Origin of the sequence: Rheinheimera riviphila (genome assembly GCF_004005945.1) — a bacterium.
In the GTDB taxonomy this organism is placed as follows: Bacteria; Pseudomonadota; Gammaproteobacteria; order Enterobacterales; family Alteromonadaceae; genus Pararheinheimera; species Pararheinheimera riviphila.
Window position 1 is genome coordinate 108,237 of the sequence record NZ_SACS01000003.1, and the last position, 20,791, is coordinate 129,027.

At 51.2% G+C, this 20,791-nt stretch carries 14 protein-coding genes and 1 tRNA gene; 7 read left to right on the forward strand and 8 right to left on the reverse strand.

Annotated features, from left to right (window positions below; genetic code table 11):
- Position 1: 1 nt before the first annotated feature.
- The 5 genes from EOE67_RS04310 to EOE67_RS04330 form a co-directional block, all read right to left on the reverse strand.
- Positions 2-6,322, reverse strand: coding sequence for a type I polyketide synthase (locus EOE67_RS04310; RefSeq protein ID WP_127697821.1), 6,321 nt, complete (start codon positions 6,320-6,322; stop codon positions 2-4).
- A 786-nt stretch (positions 6,323-7,108) separates the two neighbouring features.
- Positions 7,109-7,669, reverse strand: coding sequence for an NAD(P)H nitroreductase (locus EOE67_RS04315; RefSeq protein WP_127697822.1), 561 nt, complete (start codon positions 7,667-7,669; stop codon positions 7,109-7,111).
- Between the two features lie 170 nt (positions 7,670-7,839).
- Positions 7,840-9,261 carry a glycogen synthase gene (locus tag EOE67_RS04320; RefSeq protein ID WP_127697823.1) on the reverse strand — a complete coding sequence of 474 codons (1,422 nt, stop codon included), beginning with the start codon at positions 9,259-9,261 and terminating at the stop codon, positions 7,840-7,842.
- Between the two features lie 79 nt (positions 9,262-9,340).
- Positions 9,341-10,573 carry a glucose-1-phosphate adenylyltransferase gene (gene glgC, locus EOE67_RS04325; protein WP_127697824.1) on the reverse strand — a complete coding sequence of 411 codons (1,233 nt, stop codon included), beginning with the start codon at positions 10,571-10,573 and terminating at the stop codon, positions 9,341-9,343.
- A 424-nt stretch (positions 10,574-10,997) separates the two neighbouring features.
- On the reverse strand, positions 10,998-13,034 hold the full coding sequence (locus EOE67_RS04330) for an NADPH-dependent 2,4-dienoyl-CoA reductase (RefSeq protein ID WP_276317432.1): 2,037 nt from the start codon (positions 13,032-13,034) through the stop codon (positions 10,998-11,000).
- Between the two features lie 140 nt (positions 13,035-13,174).
- Between EOE67_RS04330 and sppA the strand changes: the two genes are divergently transcribed.
- Positions 13,175-15,055, forward strand: coding sequence for a signal peptide peptidase SppA (gene sppA, locus EOE67_RS04335; RefSeq protein WP_127697825.1), 1,881 nt, complete (start codon positions 13,175-13,177; stop codon positions 15,053-15,055).
- 85 nt (positions 15,056-15,140) lie between these two features.
- Positions 15,141-16,718: a serine hydrolase gene (locus tag EOE67_RS04340; protein ID WP_127697826.1), complete on the forward strand. Its 1,578-nt coding sequence runs from the start codon at positions 15,141-15,143 to the stop codon at positions 16,716-16,718.
- Between the two features lie 58 nt (positions 16,719-16,776).
- On the opposite strand, the gene EOE67_RS04345 is transcribed toward EOE67_RS04340, so the two are convergent.
- Positions 16,777-16,867 (reverse strand) — tRNA-Ser (locus EOE67_RS04345).
- 221 nt (positions 16,868-17,088) lie between these two features.
- On the opposite strand from EOE67_RS04345, the gene EOE67_RS04350 reads away from it, so the two are divergent.
- From EOE67_RS04350 to EOE67_RS04370, 5 genes are all read left to right on the forward strand, one after another.
- The gene (locus EOE67_RS04350) at positions 17,089-17,754 is read left to right on the forward strand and encodes a Bax inhibitor-1/YccA family protein (RefSeq protein ID WP_068063174.1); all 666 of its coding nucleotides are present in this window, start codon (positions 17,089-17,091) and stop codon (positions 17,752-17,754) included.
- A 103-nt stretch (positions 17,755-17,857) separates the two neighbouring features.
- The gene (locus tag EOE67_RS04355; protein WP_127697827.1) at positions 17,858-18,220 is read left to right on the forward strand and encodes a DsrE/DsrF/TusD sulfur relay family protein; all 363 of its coding nucleotides are present in this window, start codon (positions 17,858-17,860) and stop codon (positions 18,218-18,220) included.
- Entirely contained in the window at positions 18,220-18,576 is a 357-nt protein-coding gene (locus EOE67_RS04360; RefSeq protein WP_127697828.1) for a DsrE family protein, read from the forward strand. The genes EOE67_RS04355 and EOE67_RS04360 overlap by 1 nt, the downstream gene beginning before the upstream one ends.
- Positions 18,577-18,828 (forward strand): DsrH/TusB family sulfur metabolism protein, encoded by a 252-nt coding sequence (locus EOE67_RS04365; RefSeq protein ID WP_127697829.1) that lies wholly within the window; start codon positions 18,577-18,579, stop codon positions 18,826-18,828.
- A complete protein-coding gene (locus EOE67_RS04370; protein ID WP_127697830.1) occupies positions 18,822-19,157 on the forward strand; it encodes a TusE/DsrC/DsvC family sulfur relay protein in 336 nt (111 codons plus the stop codon). Before EOE67_RS04365 ends, EOE67_RS04370 begins: the two co-directional genes overlap by 7 nt.
- 95 nt (positions 19,158-19,252) lie before the next feature.
- Here EOE67_RS04370 and EOE67_RS04375 read toward each other — a convergent pair whose 3' ends face one another.
- Together EOE67_RS04375 and serS are read right to left on the reverse strand one after the other, a co-directional pair.
- Complete coding sequence (locus EOE67_RS04375) at positions 19,253-19,441, reverse strand: hypothetical protein (RefSeq protein ID WP_127697831.1); 189 nt, start codon at positions 19,439-19,441, stop codon at positions 19,253-19,255.
- A 56-nt stretch (positions 19,442-19,497) separates the two neighbouring features.
- The gene (gene serS, locus EOE67_RS04380; RefSeq protein WP_127697832.1) at positions 19,498-20,790 is read right to left on the reverse strand and encodes a serine--tRNA ligase; all 1,293 of its coding nucleotides are present in this window, start codon (positions 20,788-20,790) and stop codon (positions 19,498-19,500) included.
- Between the last annotated feature and the right edge of the window lies 1 nt (position 20,791).

Sequence of the window (20,791 nt, forward strand, 5' to 3'; positions counted from 1 at the left end):
TTTAAACAGCACTGAATTCCTGCAGGATCAGCGCATTCAGCTCTGCTTCTGACAGGTTTTCCAGATAATTAAATGGATTGTTATGGGGCAATTCAACGGCTGGTGCGGTACTTATCACAGTCGGCGCCGGTCCAAACAGCTGGCGACACAATTCAGCCGCCAGTAACTCAATACTCGGAAAATTAAATATCAGGCTGACTGGTAAACTGAGCGCCAGTTGTTGGTTGAGCGTACTGCGGATAGTGACGGTGCCAAGCGAATCGACACCTTGCGCCATCAGCGATTGATCAACACTCACGACAAAACCAGTAATGGCTTCAACCTGCAAAACCAGCCAGTCCTGCAATGCCAGTTCCGCCTGCGGCCGGGACAGTTGCCGCCAACTGTCGAAATCGACAGCACTGTCAGCGAGGCTTGTTGCAACGCCCGACACTGCGGTTTTAGCGTTGTTGACCAGCGGTTGCAACAAATCAGGCTGGTGTAAATTAGCGGCAAGTTTTGACCAGTCGGCCTGAGCAATGACCAAATGACCGGACGCTGCGCACAATACTGACCAGTGCGGTTCTAACAGCTGTGGTGTCAGCCACTGATATCCTTGTGCGGCTATTTTTTCTGCCTGAGCCAGCGCCATTCCCCCTTGTTGCCAGGGCCCAAAACTCAGCGACAGCCCAGACAGACCAAGCTGCTGTCGCATCAACACCAAACCGTCCATAAAACCGTTGCCAAGGGCATAATTGGCCTGACCAAAATTGCCAAACACCGAAGCGACGGAGCTAAAGAGGACAAACTGACGCAGCGGCAAACCGATGGTGGCAAGATGCAGATTCAGGCTACCCCGTACTTTGGGGGCCAACACCTCCGATAACTGCGGTTTGCTCATCCGGGCCAGACTGACGTCTGCCAGCTGACCGGCACAGTGCCAGACCGCCTGCAGCGGTGGCAGATGTTCAGCTATCCACGCCAGACAAGCTTGCAACGCCTGTTCATCGCAGACATCGGTCCTTGACCAATGGACTTTGCCCTGCGCTGCTGGATCTGGCAGCAACGCCGACAACCATTCGGCAAAATCGGCCGGTTGCGGCCGCCGGCTACAAATCACCACGGCGCTGGCCCCTTGCAACAACAGCTGGGGCAATACCACCGCCGCAAGCGCGCTTTGGCCGCCGGTGAGCAACACAGTGCCGGATAAAGCCGGTGTATTGTCGGAAGCTGCCGTTGTTACCGGTGTTAATACAGCTGGCAATGCAGCCGGCTGCAACTGTGGGATCAACCACTGGCCGCCTGACGCGCGCTGTTGCCAGCGTCTGATCTGACCTTGTGGTGCTTTGTCTATCTGGCTCAGCGCCGGTTGCAGCGTGTGGGCCGGGCAATCGGCAGGCAGGATCAACAGATCAGCGACCTGATCCGGATATTCCAGCCGCAATACTTGCTGCAGAGCACTCATCGCACAACTTTGTGGCGTGTCTGCTGGCTGCGCATCAATGTGCGCACCGGCGGCTGGTACAGCGACGGCACCGGTAAGTTCCGGTTGCACCAACACCAGTTGCAGCTGCCGGCAGGTTTCCAATAACGCTGGGATCTGCTGGCGCAGCCACTCGGACTGTCGTTCCAGCGAAGTAGCTAATTCTGTATCGAACGGCAACGCCGGCAGGATCAGTACTTGCTTGTCGACATGTTGTTCGTGCCCTGTCGCCTGGCGGAATGGCGTCAGCAGGGTGTCCCACCCGGCCGGCAACACGCCTTCCGGCGCAATGGCGTAACACACATTCGCCGACAGCGGTGGAGCTCCCGTAGCTACCGTAGCTACCGCTGACGCAGCTGTGGACAGCACAACTTCAGGCCGCCATTCAGTGCGCCAGTATAAGGGGGCCGGTGCCGGTTGAAATTTGCCCAGCAACACCTGCTGATCGGTTTGTTTCACTGAGAAATCATCGGCCAGCAGCTTTAATTCACCATCAGCCCCAAACACCAGCACCCGGCCAGTCAGCAGACTGCCCTGGGCCTGACTTTCGCTGTAACACCAGTAATATGGCTGGTCTAATGGTGCAAACTGGCTGATTTCCCCCATGCTGAACGGTATATAGATCCAACCACCTTGTTGCATCTGACTGAGCAAGTCCGGCACTGAACAAATCAGCGTTTGTAACAGTGAATCCATCAAACCTGGCGCTACCACAGCGCCTGCGGCATCTTGATCCGGCAAGCTGTCGACCCGGCACCAGGCTTGCTGCGGTGCGGTGCGCCAGATCTGCTGGATACGCCGGTAGCCATCGCCGAGCTGATAACCCAAAGCTGCCAGATGTTGATACCAGGGCGCCGCCGACTCTGCTTCCCCGGCCGGTGGAGCTTGCCAGTAGCGTTGTAGTCGCTGCTGCTGTTGCAGGTACAGACTATCCGGTTGTAGCTGGATCTCAGCACGGGCGTGTAACAGCCAGTCTGCTGCAGCATGGGATGCATCATCACAGCTGCGTAGTTCCACCGCTGCCTGTGCCCCATGACCAGAGATCAACGGCCCTTGCAAAGTCAGCTGTACCGACCGCTGACGGGAATCACCCGCCAGCACTAACGGCTGATGTAATTCGAGCTGGCGGATACTCAGTTTCCGGGCGCCGGCAAGCTGCGGCAATGCAGTCAATAACATCGAAATATGCGCCGCCGCCGGCGAAATCGGCGTATTAAAAATCAGATGTTCGGCCAAAAATTGTTGTGAGCGTTCAAACTGCAGGCTGTACCAGCATAGCTCGGGCACAGCCGCCAGCTGCTGTCTGGTATTCATCAATGCAGGTTTGGGAGCCTGGGTGCTGACCCTGTTGTCTGCTTTATTCGGGAGCGGATCCAGCCAGAAGTGTTTTTTCAAATAAGGATAAAGTGGCAATAACGCAGCAGTACCCGCCGCCGGTCGCCCCCACCAATGTTGCAATGCAGGCCAGTAGACGGCGGTGCCGCTTTGGTAATGTGCCGCAATTTGTAATACCAACCAGTTGCGATCCGGCCAGTTCAATTGCTCGTCTGGCGCCAGTATTTTTACATCGTGAGCAGGCGTCAGTATTTGCCCGGCACAGAATTGTAGCCATAACGGACTGAATGCCTCATCTTCCGCCAACAACAACGGTAACCGGGTTAAATCGTCAGCAGCAGCGCTCAACAACTGCTGAACAACCGGTGTCGCTGTAGTCAGCACCTCGCTGCTGTCGATACCTGCTTCTGACAATAACAACAACGCCACCTGCATCCGGAGTAGGTCGGTCGCAGCCAGCATTCGTGCGGAGTCGTTTTGCCAAATCAGTGCTGAACTTTGTAACCGGCTGCGCCAGTGTGTACAAAAATCTGCCGCTTGTGGCCAGAGCACAGGCAGCAGATCATGATTGCCAGCTTCTGCCATTCCACAATGTTGTAATAAAGCTTGCCAATAATCAGCCGCCTGGGCTTTGGTCAGTGCGCCAAAGTACAGCCCTGGGGCCTGGGCCGAACGCCATCCGCTATTCGTCAGATGTTGTTGCAATTGTTGTTGTAACTGTTGTTGTAACGCCGCGGCGTCGACACCGGTCAGTGCCAGGCGGTGGCGCTGATGGCCGCGCTGCAGATAGCTGGCCCGACACAGATCCGCCAGCGGCAAATCCGGCTGCCGCAACAGGTGCAACCAACGTGCCGCCAACTCAGTCAGCGCCTGCGGCTCCCGGGCGCTAAGAGTTAGCAACTGACGCTCTGGTGCTGATTGGGGTTGCGTCTGGCTCGCAGGTGCCGCTTTTAAAATCACATGGGCATTGGTGCCGCTAAACCCAAAAGAGCTAACCGCGGCATACGACAATTGTCGCCGGATGGTTCCGGTCACCACTTGCAGTTGTAAGCCAGCAAAATCTATCAATGGGCTGGGCTGGTCGAAATTAGCACTGGCAACCAGTTGTTGTTGTTGCAGACATAAGGTCGTTTTAATAACTGACAAAATACCGGCTGCGGCTTCCAGGTGGCCAAACACCGTTTTGCCGGAACCAATCAACAAAGGTTCGCTGCGATCGGCAGCCTGACCGTACACAGTGCCAAGCGCCTTCGCTTCTATCGGATCGCCAAGCGGTGTGCCGGTACCATGCGTTTCGACATAACTAACCTGCCCGGCACTGATGCCAGCGCGTTGCAGCGCTGTGTGGATCACTTGCTGCTGCGCCGCACCATTCGGGGCAGTCAGATTGCTGGAGATGCCATCCTGGTTCACCGCCGTTGATGCAATCAATGCCAGAATATGATCACCGTCGGCCTCGGCCTGCTTGCGTGATTTCAGCACCAGTACACCACAACCCTCGCCCCGGACATAACCGTTGGCGCCGTCAGCAAATGCCCGGCAAATACCATCCGGCGACAATGCACCAAGAGCAGAGAAACAGACAAATAAATGCGGCGTCAGTAGTAAATTAACACCGGCGACCAAAGCAGTGCTGCACTCGCCGTGGCGGATCGCCTGGCAGGCGTCATGCAGCGCGACCAGTGACGACGAGCAAGCAGTATCAACCGCTTTATTCGGCCCTTGTACACCCAACCAATACGACAATCGACCCGCCGCAGCACTGTACATACAACCAGAGCCGGTGTAAGTACCTATCCGGCTTAAATCACCACTGTATAGCTGAGACGCTTTGTAGTCGTCAGTCGAAATGCCGACAAAAACTCCGGTATCCCGGGCTAAGTTTTTGCCGGGCACCAACCCTGCATGTTGCAATGCTTCCAGACTGACTTCCAGCAACAAGCGTTGCTGCGGATCGAGTGCCCGGGCTTCTGCCGGGGAAATGTCAAACAATGCAGCATCAAACTGCTGCGGATCCCAGTCTTGTAAAAATCCCGCCCATTTTGAGCGACTTTTCCCCGGCTGATCATCAGAAGCATAATAAGCATCAGCCTGCCAGCGTTCAGTTGGCACTTCACGGATCGCTGAATTGCCCTGCACCAACCGCTGCCAGAACAACTGTGGGTCATTGGCACCGCCGGGGAAACGGCAGCCGATCCCGATAATGGCAATGTCGTCAGTTTCAGCCAGCGAAGGTGCCACTGCATTATGCTCCTGGCGCTGCCCTGCAAGATAAGCTGCCAACTGCAGTGGCGTTGGATAATCAAAACACCAGCTCAAATCAACGTCACAAAAAAGCTCGGCTGCCAGGCGCTGACAAAAACCGATCACCTGCACCGATGTCAGACCCAATTGAAAAAAACCACGCTCGGGGTCCAGCTTGGTATCCGCCTGTTGCGGCAACATTTTCTGCAGCTGCTGATCAATCAAACTCAGAATAGACGCCTGCGATAATCGGTTTTGATTTAACTTTGTCGGTGCAGAAACCAGTTTCATCAGATCCGTCGGCGCTTGCCAGTGCGGCAAAAATACCGCCAGTTCTGCCAACGCCTTTTGTAAACTGAGGTGGCAGTTTTCACCACGTTTTAACGTCGGCTGTGCCCGGGATTTGCTGCCGGTCGTTTTTATAATGTCGTGCAGACAAAACAACAACACATGGTGTGGTGCAATTTCCAGCAAAATGTCGGCACCGTCGGCGAGCATCGCCTCGACCGCCGGATAGAATTGCACCGGTTGCCGAATATGCTGCTGCCAATAGTCCGAATTGAGTTCGTCGGCATTGATCTTACGGCCACGCAGACTCGAATATAAATCAAGCTTGGACGGCGCCGCTGTGATCACCGGAGCTGCAATATCGCCTTCGGGTAAATACGGACTGTGAAAAGGTACGGCGCCATGCAGCAGTCGGGCAAATTTTTGTTGCGCCTGTTGCAACCCGACTAATTCCTGCAGTTGGGCAAGCGGGCCACTGACAATCTGGATACCCGGACTGTTGTACGCAGCAACGACAACCCCCTGCCATAAATCAGGTGCATTGCTGCGCGCCTGGGCCATGTCAGCAGCACTGATGCTCAGCTGAGCCATCCCATAACCAGATTGTGGATCGACTCGTTCGATTAACTGATTATGGCTTTGCATCAACGCCAGCGCCTGAGTGACATCCAGCACCCCCGCAGCACAAGCAGCGGCAAACTCGCCGGTACTGTGGCCGAGCACCATGTCAAACTTTAAGCCGAGCGCTTGCAGTTGGCGAAATAAAGCCAGTTGCACTATAAAGATACATGGATTAGCGATGGCAGGTTGTTGTAATAAAGTGTCGCTGTCTGTGGTATTGAGGAGTTGCAGTACCGACCAGCCCAACTGTACTGAAACTTGTTGATCAAGTATCTCCAGCTCCTGCTGAAAAGTGGGCCAATGGGGTTGCAGTGATAAGGCCATTTGCGGCCACTGCGACCCCATACCCGAAAAAATGCCCGCCAGTTTCATCGCTGATTCCTTGTATTTGTTTCATCAATGGTTCGTCAACACGACATTTAACTGGCTTAAACCGCTGACATTTAAGGTCTGCGACATGCTGAAGGTCCAAAAGCCGGACCAACTGCCAGCAATGACTGACGAAGTGGCGGCCATGCTACGAAGGAAGTTTGAAGTTTTATTTACATCAAAGTTATATATATTTGATATTTATTAGATAAAATAAACCCCTCAACCGCCAACCACCACTCGTCAGCAATGGATGCAACTCAGGCTTGAAATGAGCCGCTTCGTCGGAATTACTCACCATCGACAAAAAAAGTTCCCGCGGCCATGGCCACGGCAAAACGACTCACCGATCCCGGGTGAAAGGCGATAACCTGCAAAAAAATGCTGACGAATGGCGGGTGGTTGGATGTTAAAACGGCTCTTAGCCAGCCTGGTGTTGAGATAGTCAAACGACATACTTCGGAAAAGTTGATCTAAAGTGGCAATGGTAGGCTTAGTAGAATACTATACCCAAAATCATTGAAGATTCGGGTAGGCGACGAGGAGCGAGACCCCAGGAGCATAGTTGTCCTATGTGACTGGGGCGAGCGAGCGAAGGCAACACCCCCGAATCTTCAAGGATGACGGGTATAAATCGGGCGATCCGGCAAGACATCAGCAAACTGTCCATCCCTGAACATAAAAAAACCTGCGACATCGCTGTGGCAGGCTTTTTATGGTCAGAATGACAGTTTTTATGTCCGTTGAACTTCAGTCACAAATGCACGACTCTTTATCGATATAACGACGTCAGACAAAATCAGAAAAAAACTCACTGCAATCGACGTTTTTACGTTCCGGAGCGTCTGTGGCACAGGTCCCTAGATATAAATAACCAACAATTTCATCGTCTTCACCTAAACCTAAAGTTTGTTTTACAAACTCATACTGGGTGTAAGCGCCGGTGCGCCAAATGCCACCAAAGCCAAGTGCAAAGGCCGCTTGTTGCATCGCCATTACCGCACAGGCGGCGGATTGCACTTGCTCTTGCACCGGCACTTTATGATGTTCAGTGCATTTGGCAATACAAGCAATCACCATCGGCGCGCGCAGCGGTAACTGGCGAGCCCGTTCCAGAATTTCGTTGGCGATAGATGGGTCATCTTCCACCGCCGCTTCCGCGAAAATATCACCCAGCTTAGACAGGGCAACCCGGCCACTAAACACCACAAAACGCCATGGTTTTAAACCGCCATGATCCGGTACCCGCAATGCGGCTTGTTTAATCAGAGTTAATGCTTCACCACTCGGTGCCGGCTCAATCAGTCGTGGCGAAGAATAACGGGTGGTTAATAAGGTGATCGCATCCATAAAAGCTGCCTTTGGGGGAAATTCTCTGTAAGGCTAGCAAATAAAGTCAAAGCACGACAATAGTTTTCATCAATGCCGACATCGTTTGCTGATCCGGTAAGCAATAGCCACCCCTTGTCTGCCGCCGCTTGGCAATAACGGCTGGCAAACACAACAAGCTGCTTGGTGGATCAATTGCTTAAAGCACGTTGATATAATTGCTGATACCACAACGCCGCTTGATCCCAGCCAAAGTATTGCTGCATCGCCCGCTGTTGCATCGTTTTGTATTTGCGCTGATCCGCATATAAGGTGACAGCTTGCTGCAAAGCAACCATCACATCATCCGCCGACGGATGTTCAAACGAAATACCGGTCGCGCCGCGTTTGCCAAGGCCGACCACGGTATCCTTCAGACCACCGGTGGCACGAACAATCGGCAAGGTGCCATAACGCAAACTATAAATCTGATTCAGACCACAGGGTTCAAATAAACTGGGCATCAGGAAAAAATCGCCGGCTGCTTCCAGTTGATGCGAAAAGTCGTCATCAAAACCTTCAATAAACCGAAACTTATCCGGATACTGCTGCTGCAGCTGTTTCAGTGGTCCAATAAACTGTTGTTCACCGGTGCCCATCATCACCACTTGTGCCTGTGCATCACCGAGCCACTGCGCCAGCGCCGGAATTAAGTAACTAAACCCCTTCTGGCCGGTCACCCGACTGACGGCTACAAAAAGCGGTGCTTTCGTTTCTGTCAGATTGACCTGTTTACGCAGCTGCGTTTTGCACAAGGCTTTACCTTGCAGGTCGTCTGCGTTGTAATGGGCGATTAACGAGTGATCGGTCGCAGGGTCCCAACGGCTGTAGTCACAGCCATTCAGAATGCCGCTAAAATCGGCTTGCCTCGCCTGATAAAGCTGACTTAAGCCATTAGCAGCGGGTTCAGATAACAACTCCTCCCGATAACCCTGGCTCACGGTATTCAGCTGACTGGCATTTTTCACGCCAATACTGAGCATCGACAGCTGCACCTGCACTGGCACTTCATCTGGACTCAGGCCAAGCACAGGTAAATCGTGCCAGCCAAGCCCTTGCTGGTATGCCGCATTGTGAATACTCAGTACAAAACGGCTCTTGAGCAGCTGACCTTGTTGCTGCAACTGTTTCAGATACACCGAACCCAATGCCGACTGCCAGTCATGACCATGAATAATGGCCGGGCTTTGTGACTCTGGCAGCGTCGCCAAATACGCCAATGCCGCTTTACAGAAAAACGCAAACCGTAACGCGTTGTCCGGATAAGCGTGCTCGCCATCGTCGTATGGCCGTGGCCGGTTAAAAAAGTCATGATGTTCAATCAGGGAGATATGGATGTCGTCATGTTGCAGGTGGCGAATGGCAGCACCGATGTGCTGACCGTTCAATTCAACATACACCGACTGCCACTGCTCCAGCAGCGGCAACGGGTACAAGGCGCCATAGCGCGGCAGCAGGATGGTCAGTTGATGCCCTTGCTGGCGCAGTGCTTGCGCCAAGCCACGGGTTGCATCAGCCAGGCCACCGGTTTTCAGCAAACCTTCGTATTCACTACATAAAAACACTATTTGCATGTCAAACCTTATTCAGCTGCAGCGCTGTTGGCCTGCCGATCAAAACCAATTTAGTTAAAACCAACTTAATCAAACCAACTTAATCAAACCCAATCAGGGCGCCTTTCGGGATCACCACCACACCATCCGGCGACACGTGGAACCGCTCTTTATCCAGCACCGGATCTTCGCCAATCACCGTACCAGGTGCAATCTTCACGTCTTTGTCGATAATAGCGCGACGAATACGGCAACCACGACCAATGTCGTTATTGCCCATCAACACGCTTTTTTCGATATACCCATGGCTATGCACGTGGACGTTGTAGCCCAAAATCGAATGATAAACGATAGAGCCACTGACAATACAGCCAGCTGCAACCATTGAACTAATCGCCTGACCGGTGCGGTTCGCTTCGTCATGCACAAATTTCGCTGGTGGCACTGGCGGCGTGTAACTACGTAGCGGCCAGTATTTGTTATATAAATCAATCGGCGGCACGACGGAGATCAAGTCCATATTGGCTTCATAATACGAATCGATGGTGCCAACATCACGCCAGTAACCCCAGGCTTCTTCTTTTTCACCACGAATAATATTGGTCGAAAAATCATAAACGTAGACATCACCTTGCGGGAATAACTTCGGAATAATGTTGTGACCGAAATCGTGTTTTGATTCCTCGACTTTGGCATCTTCTTCCAGCACATCCACCAGACACTTGGCTTCAAAAATATAATTGCCCATTGAAGCCAGTACAAAACCTGGTTTACCCGGAATGGTTTTCGGATTTGATTTTGGCTTTTCTTCAAACCCAATCATTTTGCCGTTGGCGTCCACTTCAATCACGCCAAATTCATGCGCCTGTGAAATCGGCACCGGAATGGCCGCAACTGTCAGTTTGGCATTGTGCTGACGGTGAAAGTCCAGCATCTGCCGCACGTCCATTTTGTAAATATGGTCACCACCAAACACACAAACATGTTCCGGATCAAGGCCATGGATCAAGTGCAAATTCTGATACACCGCATCGGCAGTGCCAAGATACCAGTGTTTACCGGTTTGCATTTGGGCTGGGATCGGGTCGATAAATCGGTTGGTTAAACCTGTCACCCGCCAGGAACGGCTTAAATGCTTCATTAATGAATGCGACTTAAACTGGGTGATGACAAAAATCTGCAATAAATCTGAATTGACGAAATTGTTCAGCACAAAGTCGATAATCCGGTAGTTGCCGCCAAATGGCACTGCGGGTTTGGCGCGGATCCCGGTTAACGGAGCCAGTCTGGTGCCTTCACCCCCGGCCAAAATCATTGTTAATACACCTGACATCTGAGACTCCCTGTTACTGATCACTGTGACGGGTCAAGATTTGCGATGTTGACCCACCAGCATTACCCTCTCCGATGTTCAAACTGATGCCTGAACGGCGAAGAGTAAATAGGTACTACCAACAAGGTATAGCAAAGCTAATACCATGATTGTCATAACACCGATAAATCCTTGGATAGGCGGAAATAACTGCGCGGTGTGCAGCTTAATGTATGTCCCGGGTATGGCATCTGTATGACAATCTGCGCCAAACTGGTGCAGATTGAGATTTCTGCACCAGCGCGGCACAACATCAAACTGTGATGATTGTAATACCGCCATCGATGCACAAATGGCAAGCAAAATCAGCGTTTTTTAGCAAAAACTGTAGAAAAACGGGCGCTCAGAGCGTTGAGCGCCGCGATGAAATATTACCGCTTAAAGATCAAATGCGCGCGGCCAGTTCAGCCCCCTGCCGAATGGCGCGTTTGGCGTCGAGTTCGGCGGCTACATCGGCACCGCCAATCAAATGCACACTGCAACCGCGGTCGATTAAACCTTGTTGCAAAGCACGTTGTGGCTCTTGCCCGGCGCAAATCACCACGTTATCGACGTCCAGACAACGTTGTTGTCCTTGCAAATCGACCCACAAACCTTCGTCATCAATCCGCAGATATTGGGCGCCAGACAACATATCGACGCCTTTTTTCTTCAGCGCAGCGCGGTGGATCCAGCCGGTGGTTTTACCAAGACCAGCCCCCACTTTGGTGTTTTTACGTTGTAACAGGAATACTTTACGTGGTGGCACTTCCGGCGTTTGATCCGCCAATAAGGCGCCACGGCTTTGATAGTCTTTATCAATGCCCCAGTCCTTTAACCAGGCATCCGGCTGTAGCGTCAGCGAATGTGGCTCGGTCAGATATTCCGCCACATCAAAGCCAATACCACCAGCACCGATAATCGCTACTTTGTCACCGACCGCTTTATGGTCACGCAGCACATCGAGGTAACTCAGCACTTTCGGGTGATGAAAACCGGTTAAATCCAAATCTCGTGGCACAATGCCGGTTGCCAACACAATTTCATCAAACCCAGCACTGGCCAGACTTTCCACACTTTGCAGTTGGCCTAACTCGCGTTTCACTGCATGCAGGGTCAACATCCGATCAAAATAGCGGATGGTTTGATGAAATTCTTCTTTGCCCGGAATTTGTTTGGCGTAATTAAACTGGCCGCCGATTTGGGTGTCTTTATCAAATAAGGTGACCTGATGGCCACGCTGCGCGGCGTACACACTAAACGCCATCCCCGCCGGGCCCGCGCCAACCACCGCAATTTTCTTCGGTTTGCTGGCAGCGTCAAAATTCAGTTCAGTTTCGTAACAAGCGCGCGGATTGACCAGGCAACTGGCGCGTTTGTTTTGAAACACATGATCCAGGCAAGCCTGATTACAGGCAATACAGGTATTTATTTCATCTGCTTTACCAGCGGCTGCTTTATTCACAAACTCCGCATCGGCCAAAAATGGCCGCGCCATACAGACTAAATCGGCTTCACCCCGCGCCAGAATATCTTCGGCCACTTGCGGGTCATTGATGCGGTTGGTGGCAACCACCGGAATGTTCACTTGCTGTTTGATGCGACCGGTGATCCAGCTAAAAGCGGCTCGCGGTACCATGGTGCCAATGGTTGGCACCCGGGCTTCATGCCAGCCAATGCCGGTGTTGATCAGGGTAGCGCCGGCGTCCGCAACCATTTTGGCTAACGCCACCACTTCATCGTAACTGTTACCATCTTCCACCAAATCGAGCATCGATAAGCGATAAATGATGATGAAATTTTTGCCGCAGACTTCACGCACCGCGCGAATGGTTTCCAGTGCAAAGCGGCAACGATTGTCAAAACTACCACCCCACTCATCGGTACGTTGATTAGTGCGCTGACAAATAAACTGGTTAATCAGGTAACCTTCCGAGCCCATGATCTCTACGCCATCGTAACCGGCTTTTTGTGCCAATCTGGCAGAGCTGGCAAAATCTTTGATGGTGCTGCGCACTGTCCGGGCTGACATTTCAGCCGGCTTAAAGGGGGTAATGGGCGATTGAATTTTGCTTGGAGCGACGCTAAACGGATGATAACCATAACGGCCAGCATGCAGCAGTTGCATACAAATCAAAGCGTTATGCTTATGAACCGCTGCTGTGATTTGCTTGTGTTTGGCCCCTTGCCAAAACCAACTCAGCTGACTGCCAAAAGGCACCAGATTACCGCGGAAATTTGGGCTGATACCACCGGTGATAATCAAACCGACACCACCTTTGGCGCGTTCTTCATAAAAGGCCGCCAGTTTGGCGAACCCTTGTTTTTCTTCTTCGAGTCCGGTGTGCATCGAGCCCATCAGCACCCGGTTTTTCAGCTGGGTGAACCCCAAATCCAATGGTTGTAATAAATGTGGATAAGACACTTCGGCCTCTCTGGTCATACCTGTTTAATGGCAAGACTTTAGCCGCTTTTAACTGCACTGACAAGGAATATACATTTACTTACAAATTCCGTTTAAGTTCATTCAGCATTTTCGGTATCTTAAGCGATTAATGAAGTTGTTTTATAAGGTGAATACGTATGTCAGCAGAAAGGCCTGGTCTGTTCCGTCGGTTATTTGGTGCCATTTGGGGCGGATTTAAAGTGATCCGGAATCTGGTGCTCAACCTGATTTTCCTGGTGTTTTTTATTGGTTTGATCAGCGTGATGTTCTCTGGCGAAGATAAAGTTCAGGTTCCGCAAACAGCTGCATTGGTGTTAGAACTTAATGGCGATTTAGTTGAAGAACAAAGTTGGGTTGACCCGGTTGAAGCCATCATTAATGAAAGTGCCGGCGGCAGCGAAGAAACCCCGGAAATTCTGGTGCGCGATTTAGTTAAAGTGATCCAAAACGCCACCAAAGATGACAAAGTGAAGGTTATCGTACTGGCGCTGGCCGATTTACGCTCAGGCTCACTGGATAAACTGCAAGCCGTTGGTGTGGAACTGGAGAAATTCAAAGCCGCGGGTAAAAAGGTCTATGCAACTGGCAGTTTTTACTCACAAAACCAATATTTCCTGGCAAGTTTTGCCGATTCCATCAACCTGCAGCCTGGTGGCACCATTATTTTAGAAGGTTATGGTAGCTACCCGATGTACTACCGTAGTGCGCTGGAAAAACTGAAAGTCACCACCCATGTGTTTAAAGTGGGTACCTACAAATCTGCAGTCGAACCTTTCCTGCGTGACGATATGTCGCCTGAAGCCAAAGAAGCCAATAGTCTGTGGTTGAATGAACTGTGGAGCACCTACAAAACTCAGGTCGCGGCACGCCGTGGTTTTGAAGTGACTAATTTTGATGAAACCTTTGCCAGCCTGACCGAAAAACTGACCGCAGTTGATGGCGACATTACCCAGTACGCCTTAAACGCCAAATTGGTGGATACGCTGAAAACCCGTGAAGGTTTCCAGCAAGACATGATCGCGCTGGTCGGTGCTGACGAAAAAGAGCACACGTTTAACCAGGTTCACTACGAAGACTATCGCAAGCTGGTCATTCCGCCGGTGAACGTGGTCAACCCACTGACCGATAAAGTGGCGCTGGTTATTGCACGTGGCAACATCGTTGATGGATCTGCTAAAGCTGGCACTATCGGCGGCGACAGTACGGCCCGCTTATTACGCCAGGCCCGTCACGATGAAAAAGTCAAAGCCGTGGTGCTGCGCATCGACAGCGGCGGCGGCAGCAAATTTGCTTCAGAAATTATTGCTGAAGAAATCAAACTACTGAAAGAAGCTGGCAAACCGGTGATCGCCTCCATGGGTGCAGTCGCTGCTTCCGGCGGTTATTGGATTGCCGCATCAGCCAACGAAATCTGGGCTGCCCCCACCACCATCACGGGTTCTATTGGTATTTTCGCGATGTTCCCTACTGCCGAAAAAGCGTTCAGTGCGCTGGGCGTCAATGTTGATGGCGTCGGTACCACAGAAATGGCAGGCTTTAACTCAGGTCTACCATTTTTCCGCGGCCTGACACCGGACGCCGAAAAACTGATGCAGTTAACGGTTGAACGTGGTTACGACGATTTTATCAGCTTTGTTGGTAGCAGCCGTAATCTTGAAAAACTCGCTGTTGATAAAGTTGGTCAGGGTCGGGTTTGGACCGGTACTAAAGCCTTGGAATTTGGCCTGGTCGATAAACTGGGCACGCTGGATGACGCCATCGCTTCTGCCGCAGCCAAAGCCAGCCTGACGCATTTTGATGTAATGGTGGTTGAACAGGAACTGACGCCACAACAACAAATGTTAAAACAGCTGTTTGGGTCGGCCAAAGCCAGCGGCTGGTTGCCAGAAATGAGCAGCCAATCGAAGTTAAGCAGCCTTGGTCTGTTGCGTCAGCTCGACAAAGAGCTTGGCCAATTCACGCAGTTTAATGATCCAAATGGCATTTACTCTTATTGCTTTACCTGTGCCGTGCAATAACTTGCAAGTTGTTGTAACTTAACAGCAGATAACCCGGCGTGATGCCGGGTTATTTTTTGGCTGACAATCAATGCGAAGGACCATAATGAAACTTGTACCGACTTTTCTTATCCTCAGCAGTTTATTCAGTGGCGCTGACGCAGTTGCCTCTTCAGTCGATCCTGCGTCTGCCACTGCCACGCTTGACCTAAAAAAAATAGACCAGATAGTGACATCCGCCATGGCCGAGTTTCAGGTGCCGGGTCTGGCGATTGCGGTGGTATCCCAGGACAAGGTGTTACTCGCCAAAGGCTACGGCGTGCGGGATATTGGCAACAATCAGCCGGTCACAGCACAAACTTTGTTTGGCATTGCTTCAAATACCAAAGCCTTTACCGCCGCGGCACTGGCGATGTTGGTCGATCAGGGCAAATTATCCTGGGATGACAAGGTCATCCAGCATCTTCCTGAATTTCAATTATTTGATGCGTATGTCAGCCGCGAAATGACCATCCGTGATTTATTAAGTCATCGCTCTGGTTTAGGCCTTGGCGCCGGCGATTTATTGATTTGGCCTGATACCAACAAAAGCACGGCCGACATCATCAAGGCCCTGCGTTTTATCAAACCAGCCAGCAGTTTTCGATCCGAATACGCCTATAACAATCTGATGTTTGTCGTGGCCGGTGAAGTGGTCGCCAGAGTGTCAGGCCAAAGCTGGCAGCAATTTGTCGAACAACAACTATTCAGCCCGCTAGGCATGACCACCACAGCAGCCGGATTCTCCAGAATCGCAGCCGACAACCAAAACCGTGCCGTCGGCCATATTCCGCTGGACAACAAGCTACAACGCTACCCACTGGATTACCTGGAAGATTTCCGCGGCGCTGGCGCTATCGCATCCAATGTCAGCGAGATGAGCCTGTGGCTGCGCACCCAACTGGCCAACGGCGTGATGCCTGATGGCAAAAGGCTCTTTAGCGCGGCCCAACAACAGCAAATGTGGCAGCTGCATATCAACGCACCGGTATCGCAGAACAGCTTTGACAGCACCCGCCAGCAGTTTGCCGGTTATGGCCTCGGCTGGTCGATTGATGATTATTTTGGCTATAAACGTTTAAGCCATGGCGGAGGCATTCTGGGGATGGTGTCACAGGTCACGCTTGTGCCGGAGCAAAAGCTTGGCATTGTGATCCTGACCAATCAGCAAGCATTTCCAGCCATTACCGTCATCAGCCGCGAAGTACTAGAGCAGGCTTTGGCATTGCCGGACAAAGATTGGCTGCAGGAACTTAGCGGCAAATACCACAGTGGCCGCGAAAAACTGTATAAAAATAGCGGTCCGCTACAACTGACTGAAGTACAACCGGCCTTAACCAATCAGCATTACAGTGCCAACTTTGCCAGCGACTGGTACGGTCATGTCAGTATCAAACAGATCGATGGCAAGCTGCGGATTAAATTTTCGCACACGCCAAAACTGCAAGGCTGGCTGGTACACCACAGTGGCAATAGGTTTGTAGTGCAATGGGATGACCGACTGATGGAAGCCGACGCCTATATTGACTTTGAATTTGGTGCTAAAAATCAATTACAAGGCGCTAAAATGCAGTTGGTGAACCCGGACATCACCGATTTTAGCTTTGATTTTCATGATTTAGTGTTATCCGTGACCAAGCCATAAGGTGTTCATGGATCACCCATAACGAAAAAGCCCAGCGATTAAGCTGGGCTTTTAAATATGGCGGAGAGAAAGAGATTCGAACTCTTGAAGGGCTACTAACCCTCGCCGGTTTTCAAGACCGGTGCATTAAACCACTCTGCCATCTCTCCAATGCGGCGTATCTTAATCAGATCACTCTCGAAAAGAAAGTGTTTTTTGAAGATTTAACATCTTGAATTGATTTATAAAGATCAAACGTTTATTTTTTAGTCTGTTCGAGGCACCTTTCGTCGCAACAACTGAATTATTCCGCCAACCAAAGGTCAAAATAGCTGACTTCAATCACAGATACTTGTATAGTTTGCCCGTATTAACCATCACAGGAGTGCTTATGTCTTACCAAAACCAACAGATCCTTACTGGCTCAGACAGCTTAAGTATCAACAAAGTACTGCGCAATACTTACACTTTACTGGCCATGACGCTGACGTTGAGTGCTGTTACTGCAGGCATCGCGATGATGCTCGATTTTGGCCCAATGGTCGGTCTTGGCTTAACGTTACTGGCGCTGGTGCTGGTGTTTGTCGTGATCAAAAAAGCCGACACTGCCGCAGGTTTATTCTGGGTATTTGCCTTTACCGGCGTGATGGGTGCTTCGATTGGCCCAATGCTCAATCGTTATGCTGCGATGCCGAATGGCCCGGAAATTATCATGCAAGCCTTTGGCGCTACTGCATTAATTTTCTTCTCTCTCTCTGCCTACACCTTAACCAGCAAAAAAGATTTCTCATTTATGGGTAACTTTTTGTTTGTTGGTTTAGTGATGGCGGTGATTGCAGGTATCGCCAATATCTTCTTTCAGGTTCCGGCATTACATTTAGCAATTAACGCGGTTGTGGTGCTGTTGATGTCAGGATTTATTCTGTATGACACCAGCCGTATCGTGCAAGGTGGCGAAACCAACTACATCCGCGCCACGGTTTCTTTGTACCTGAACATTTTTAACCTGTTCACGTCATTGTTATCGTTACTTGGTTTTATGAACAGCGACGACTAATAGTTGCAGCAAAACTGAAGTTCGTTAAAATGCCCCGCTAGTCGGGGCTTTTTTTTAGCTGCGGTTCTTCATCATATTGTTGATTTTATTCGGGCGGTTCTCGATGGCAGTTTTTGCTTTATACGTTCAATCAAGCACTTATGCCTGCCCTACCTTGGCCTCAGTGTTGCGCTTCGCCAAGGCCGCTTTGTTACAGCACCATCAGCTTGACCATATTTTCTTTTATCAGGACGCAGTACAAGCCATTGTCGCGGGCATTGACTTACCTGCGGACGAGCCCGATAGCGCAGCGCTGCTAATTGCCTTTTGCCAGCAGCACGATATTCCATTGTTGTATTGCGTCACCGCCGCCGAAAAACGTGGTTTTGCCACAGCAGCAGCCCCAGCCAGAGCTGGTTTTATCGCCGCCGGCCTGGCTGAATTTGCGATGCGTTTGGACGCTGTTGATCAGGTGGTGCAATTTTAATGAAAAAAATCGCGGTATTACTTAGCCACAGCCCGTTTGATGGCGCCATCAGCCGTGAAGCGCATGACATGATTATGGCGCTGGCAGCAGTTGAGCATCAGGTGACAGTGATTTATCAGGAGGCTGCGGTGTTGCAACTGCTGCCAGTGCATAGCGCCGCCATGCTTGGCTGCAAAGATTACACCCCAGCACAGAAACTATTTGAGCTCTATGAAGTTGCCGCTGTCGTCGCCAGCGCTTGCGCGTTGCAGCGGTATCAGATGTTACCGGAGCAATGTTTAATCGCCGTCACCGCAATGGCAGATCCCGACATCCAAGCGCTACTGGCACAACAACAGCAGATCCTGAGGTTTTAGATGATTTTGTATCAATGTACTGCTGGCTCTCCCCGCTTGCTCAGCCTGGTCACAAAGGATGATGCTTTGTTGTTTCGGCAAGATGGCGTTTATCAGTTGCTGACCGCTCAGCAGTGGCCGACAGCAAAACTCTACGCATTACAGCAAGATATCAATGACCGACAGCTATTATGCCCGGCGTCGGTGCAATTGCTGAGTGATGCAGAGTGGGTTGAATTATGTCTGGAAGCGCAACAGGTGGTGTTATGTTAAGTCTGATCATCAAAGCGCAAAGCATTCCGCTGGATCAGCATGGTTATCTGGCGGATCTTAGTTTATGGTCAGAGCCTTTAGCGCTGGAATTTGCCAGGTTGGAACAAGTCAACATGAGCGCTGAACACTGGGAAGTGGTGCTGTTTGTGCGTGATTTTTATCAGGAATTTCGAACATCACCGGCCATTCGGGTATTGGTGAAAGCAATTGCTGCCAAATTGGGGCCGGAGAAGGGGAATAGTAAGTATTTATTTATGCTGTTTCCGGAAGGTCCGGCAAAGCAAGCGACCCGAATTGCGGGTTTGCCAAAACCGGCGCGTTGTTTGTAAATTGCCGATAGTTATAAATGGTCGAAATTGATGGCTTGTAGGGCGACACTCACCGCGTCAGCAGTAGTGCGCCGATCGTTGCCATCGCAATATGGCTACGCGCGGGTGTTTGAATACCAGATCCAGGCTGCTTCGAAGATCACAAATCCAACAACCCCAACCACGGCCAGAACGATCAACCAGTACACCCAGCGCAGCATTAGCTTGGTGAGACTGACCCGCTCTTTTCGAACCACTTTTTTAATGACTGCGGGTTTGTCGGCAGCCTTCGCTGTGTTTGGCATGAACAACTCCAAAAACGCAGCCGGTGTTAACACCGGCTGTTTCAACATAGAATAAATTACGCAGAGATAACGGTTTTACCACCCATATAGGGTTGCAGCACTTCAGGAATACGCACCGAGCCATCGGCTTGCTGATAGTTTTCCAAAATTGCTACTAAGGTGCGGCCAACCGCTAAACCAGAACCGTTTAAGGTATGCAGCAGTTCAGGCTTTTTGCCTTCTTCCGGCCGGAACCGGGCCTGCATCCTTCGAGCCTGGAAATCGCCCATGTTGCTGCAAGACGAAATTTCACGGTAGGTCTTTTGCGCTGGCAGCCACACTTCTAAATCGTAAGTCTTGGTCGAGCCAAAACCCATATCGCCGGTGCACAGCAACATCACCCGATACGGTAAACCCAAAAGCTGTAACACTTTTTCGGCGTGACCGGTCAGCTGTTCTAAAGCGGCCATGGACTGCTCCGGGTGCGCCAACTGTACTAATTCGACTTTTTCAAACTGATGCTGGCGAATTAACCCGCGGGTATCGCGGCCGTATGATCCGGCTTCACTGCGAAAACATGGCGTGTGGGCAGTAAATTTTTGCGGCAGGTCAGCTAAATCAAAAATCCGATCGCGCGCCAAATTCGTCACCGGCACTTCGGCCGTTGGGATCAGGCTCATGCCAACACCTTCTTCAGTGGCCGGTTGGGTGTGGAATAAATCCGCACCAAACTTCGGTAACTGACCGGTACCGTACAATGAATCTTTGTTCACCAGATAAGGCACATAAAGCTCAGTGTAGCCATGCTGTTCGGTGTGCAGGTCCAGCATAAATTGCGCTAATGCCCGATGCATCCGGGCAATTTGGCCTTTCATCACCACAAACCGGGAACCTGCAATTTTCACCGCACTTTCAAAATCCAGACCACCGGCCAGCGCTTCGCCAACGGCGACGTGATCCTGTGGCTCAAAGCTAAAGGTCGGAATGTCACCAAAACGGCGCACTTCAACATTACCGGTTTCGTCGTTACCGACAGGTACTGATAAATCCGGTAAATTCGGCAAAGTTAAGGCGATTTGATCAAGCTCGGCCAATACCGTATCCAGCTGAATTTTTGCCTTGTTCAGCGCGTCGCCTAAACCATCAACGTCGGCCAGCAAAGGCGCGATATCTTCGCCCCGGGCTCTAGCCTGGCCTATCGCTTTGGATTTACTATTACGCTGATTTTGCAGCTCTTGCGTTGCGACCTGCAGTTCGCGGCGCTGTTCTTCCAGCGCGTTAATTTGGGCAACGTTCAGCGTGAAACCACGGGTTGCCAGGCGTTGTGCCGTTTCGGCAATGTCACCACGTAAATATTTGCTATCTAACATA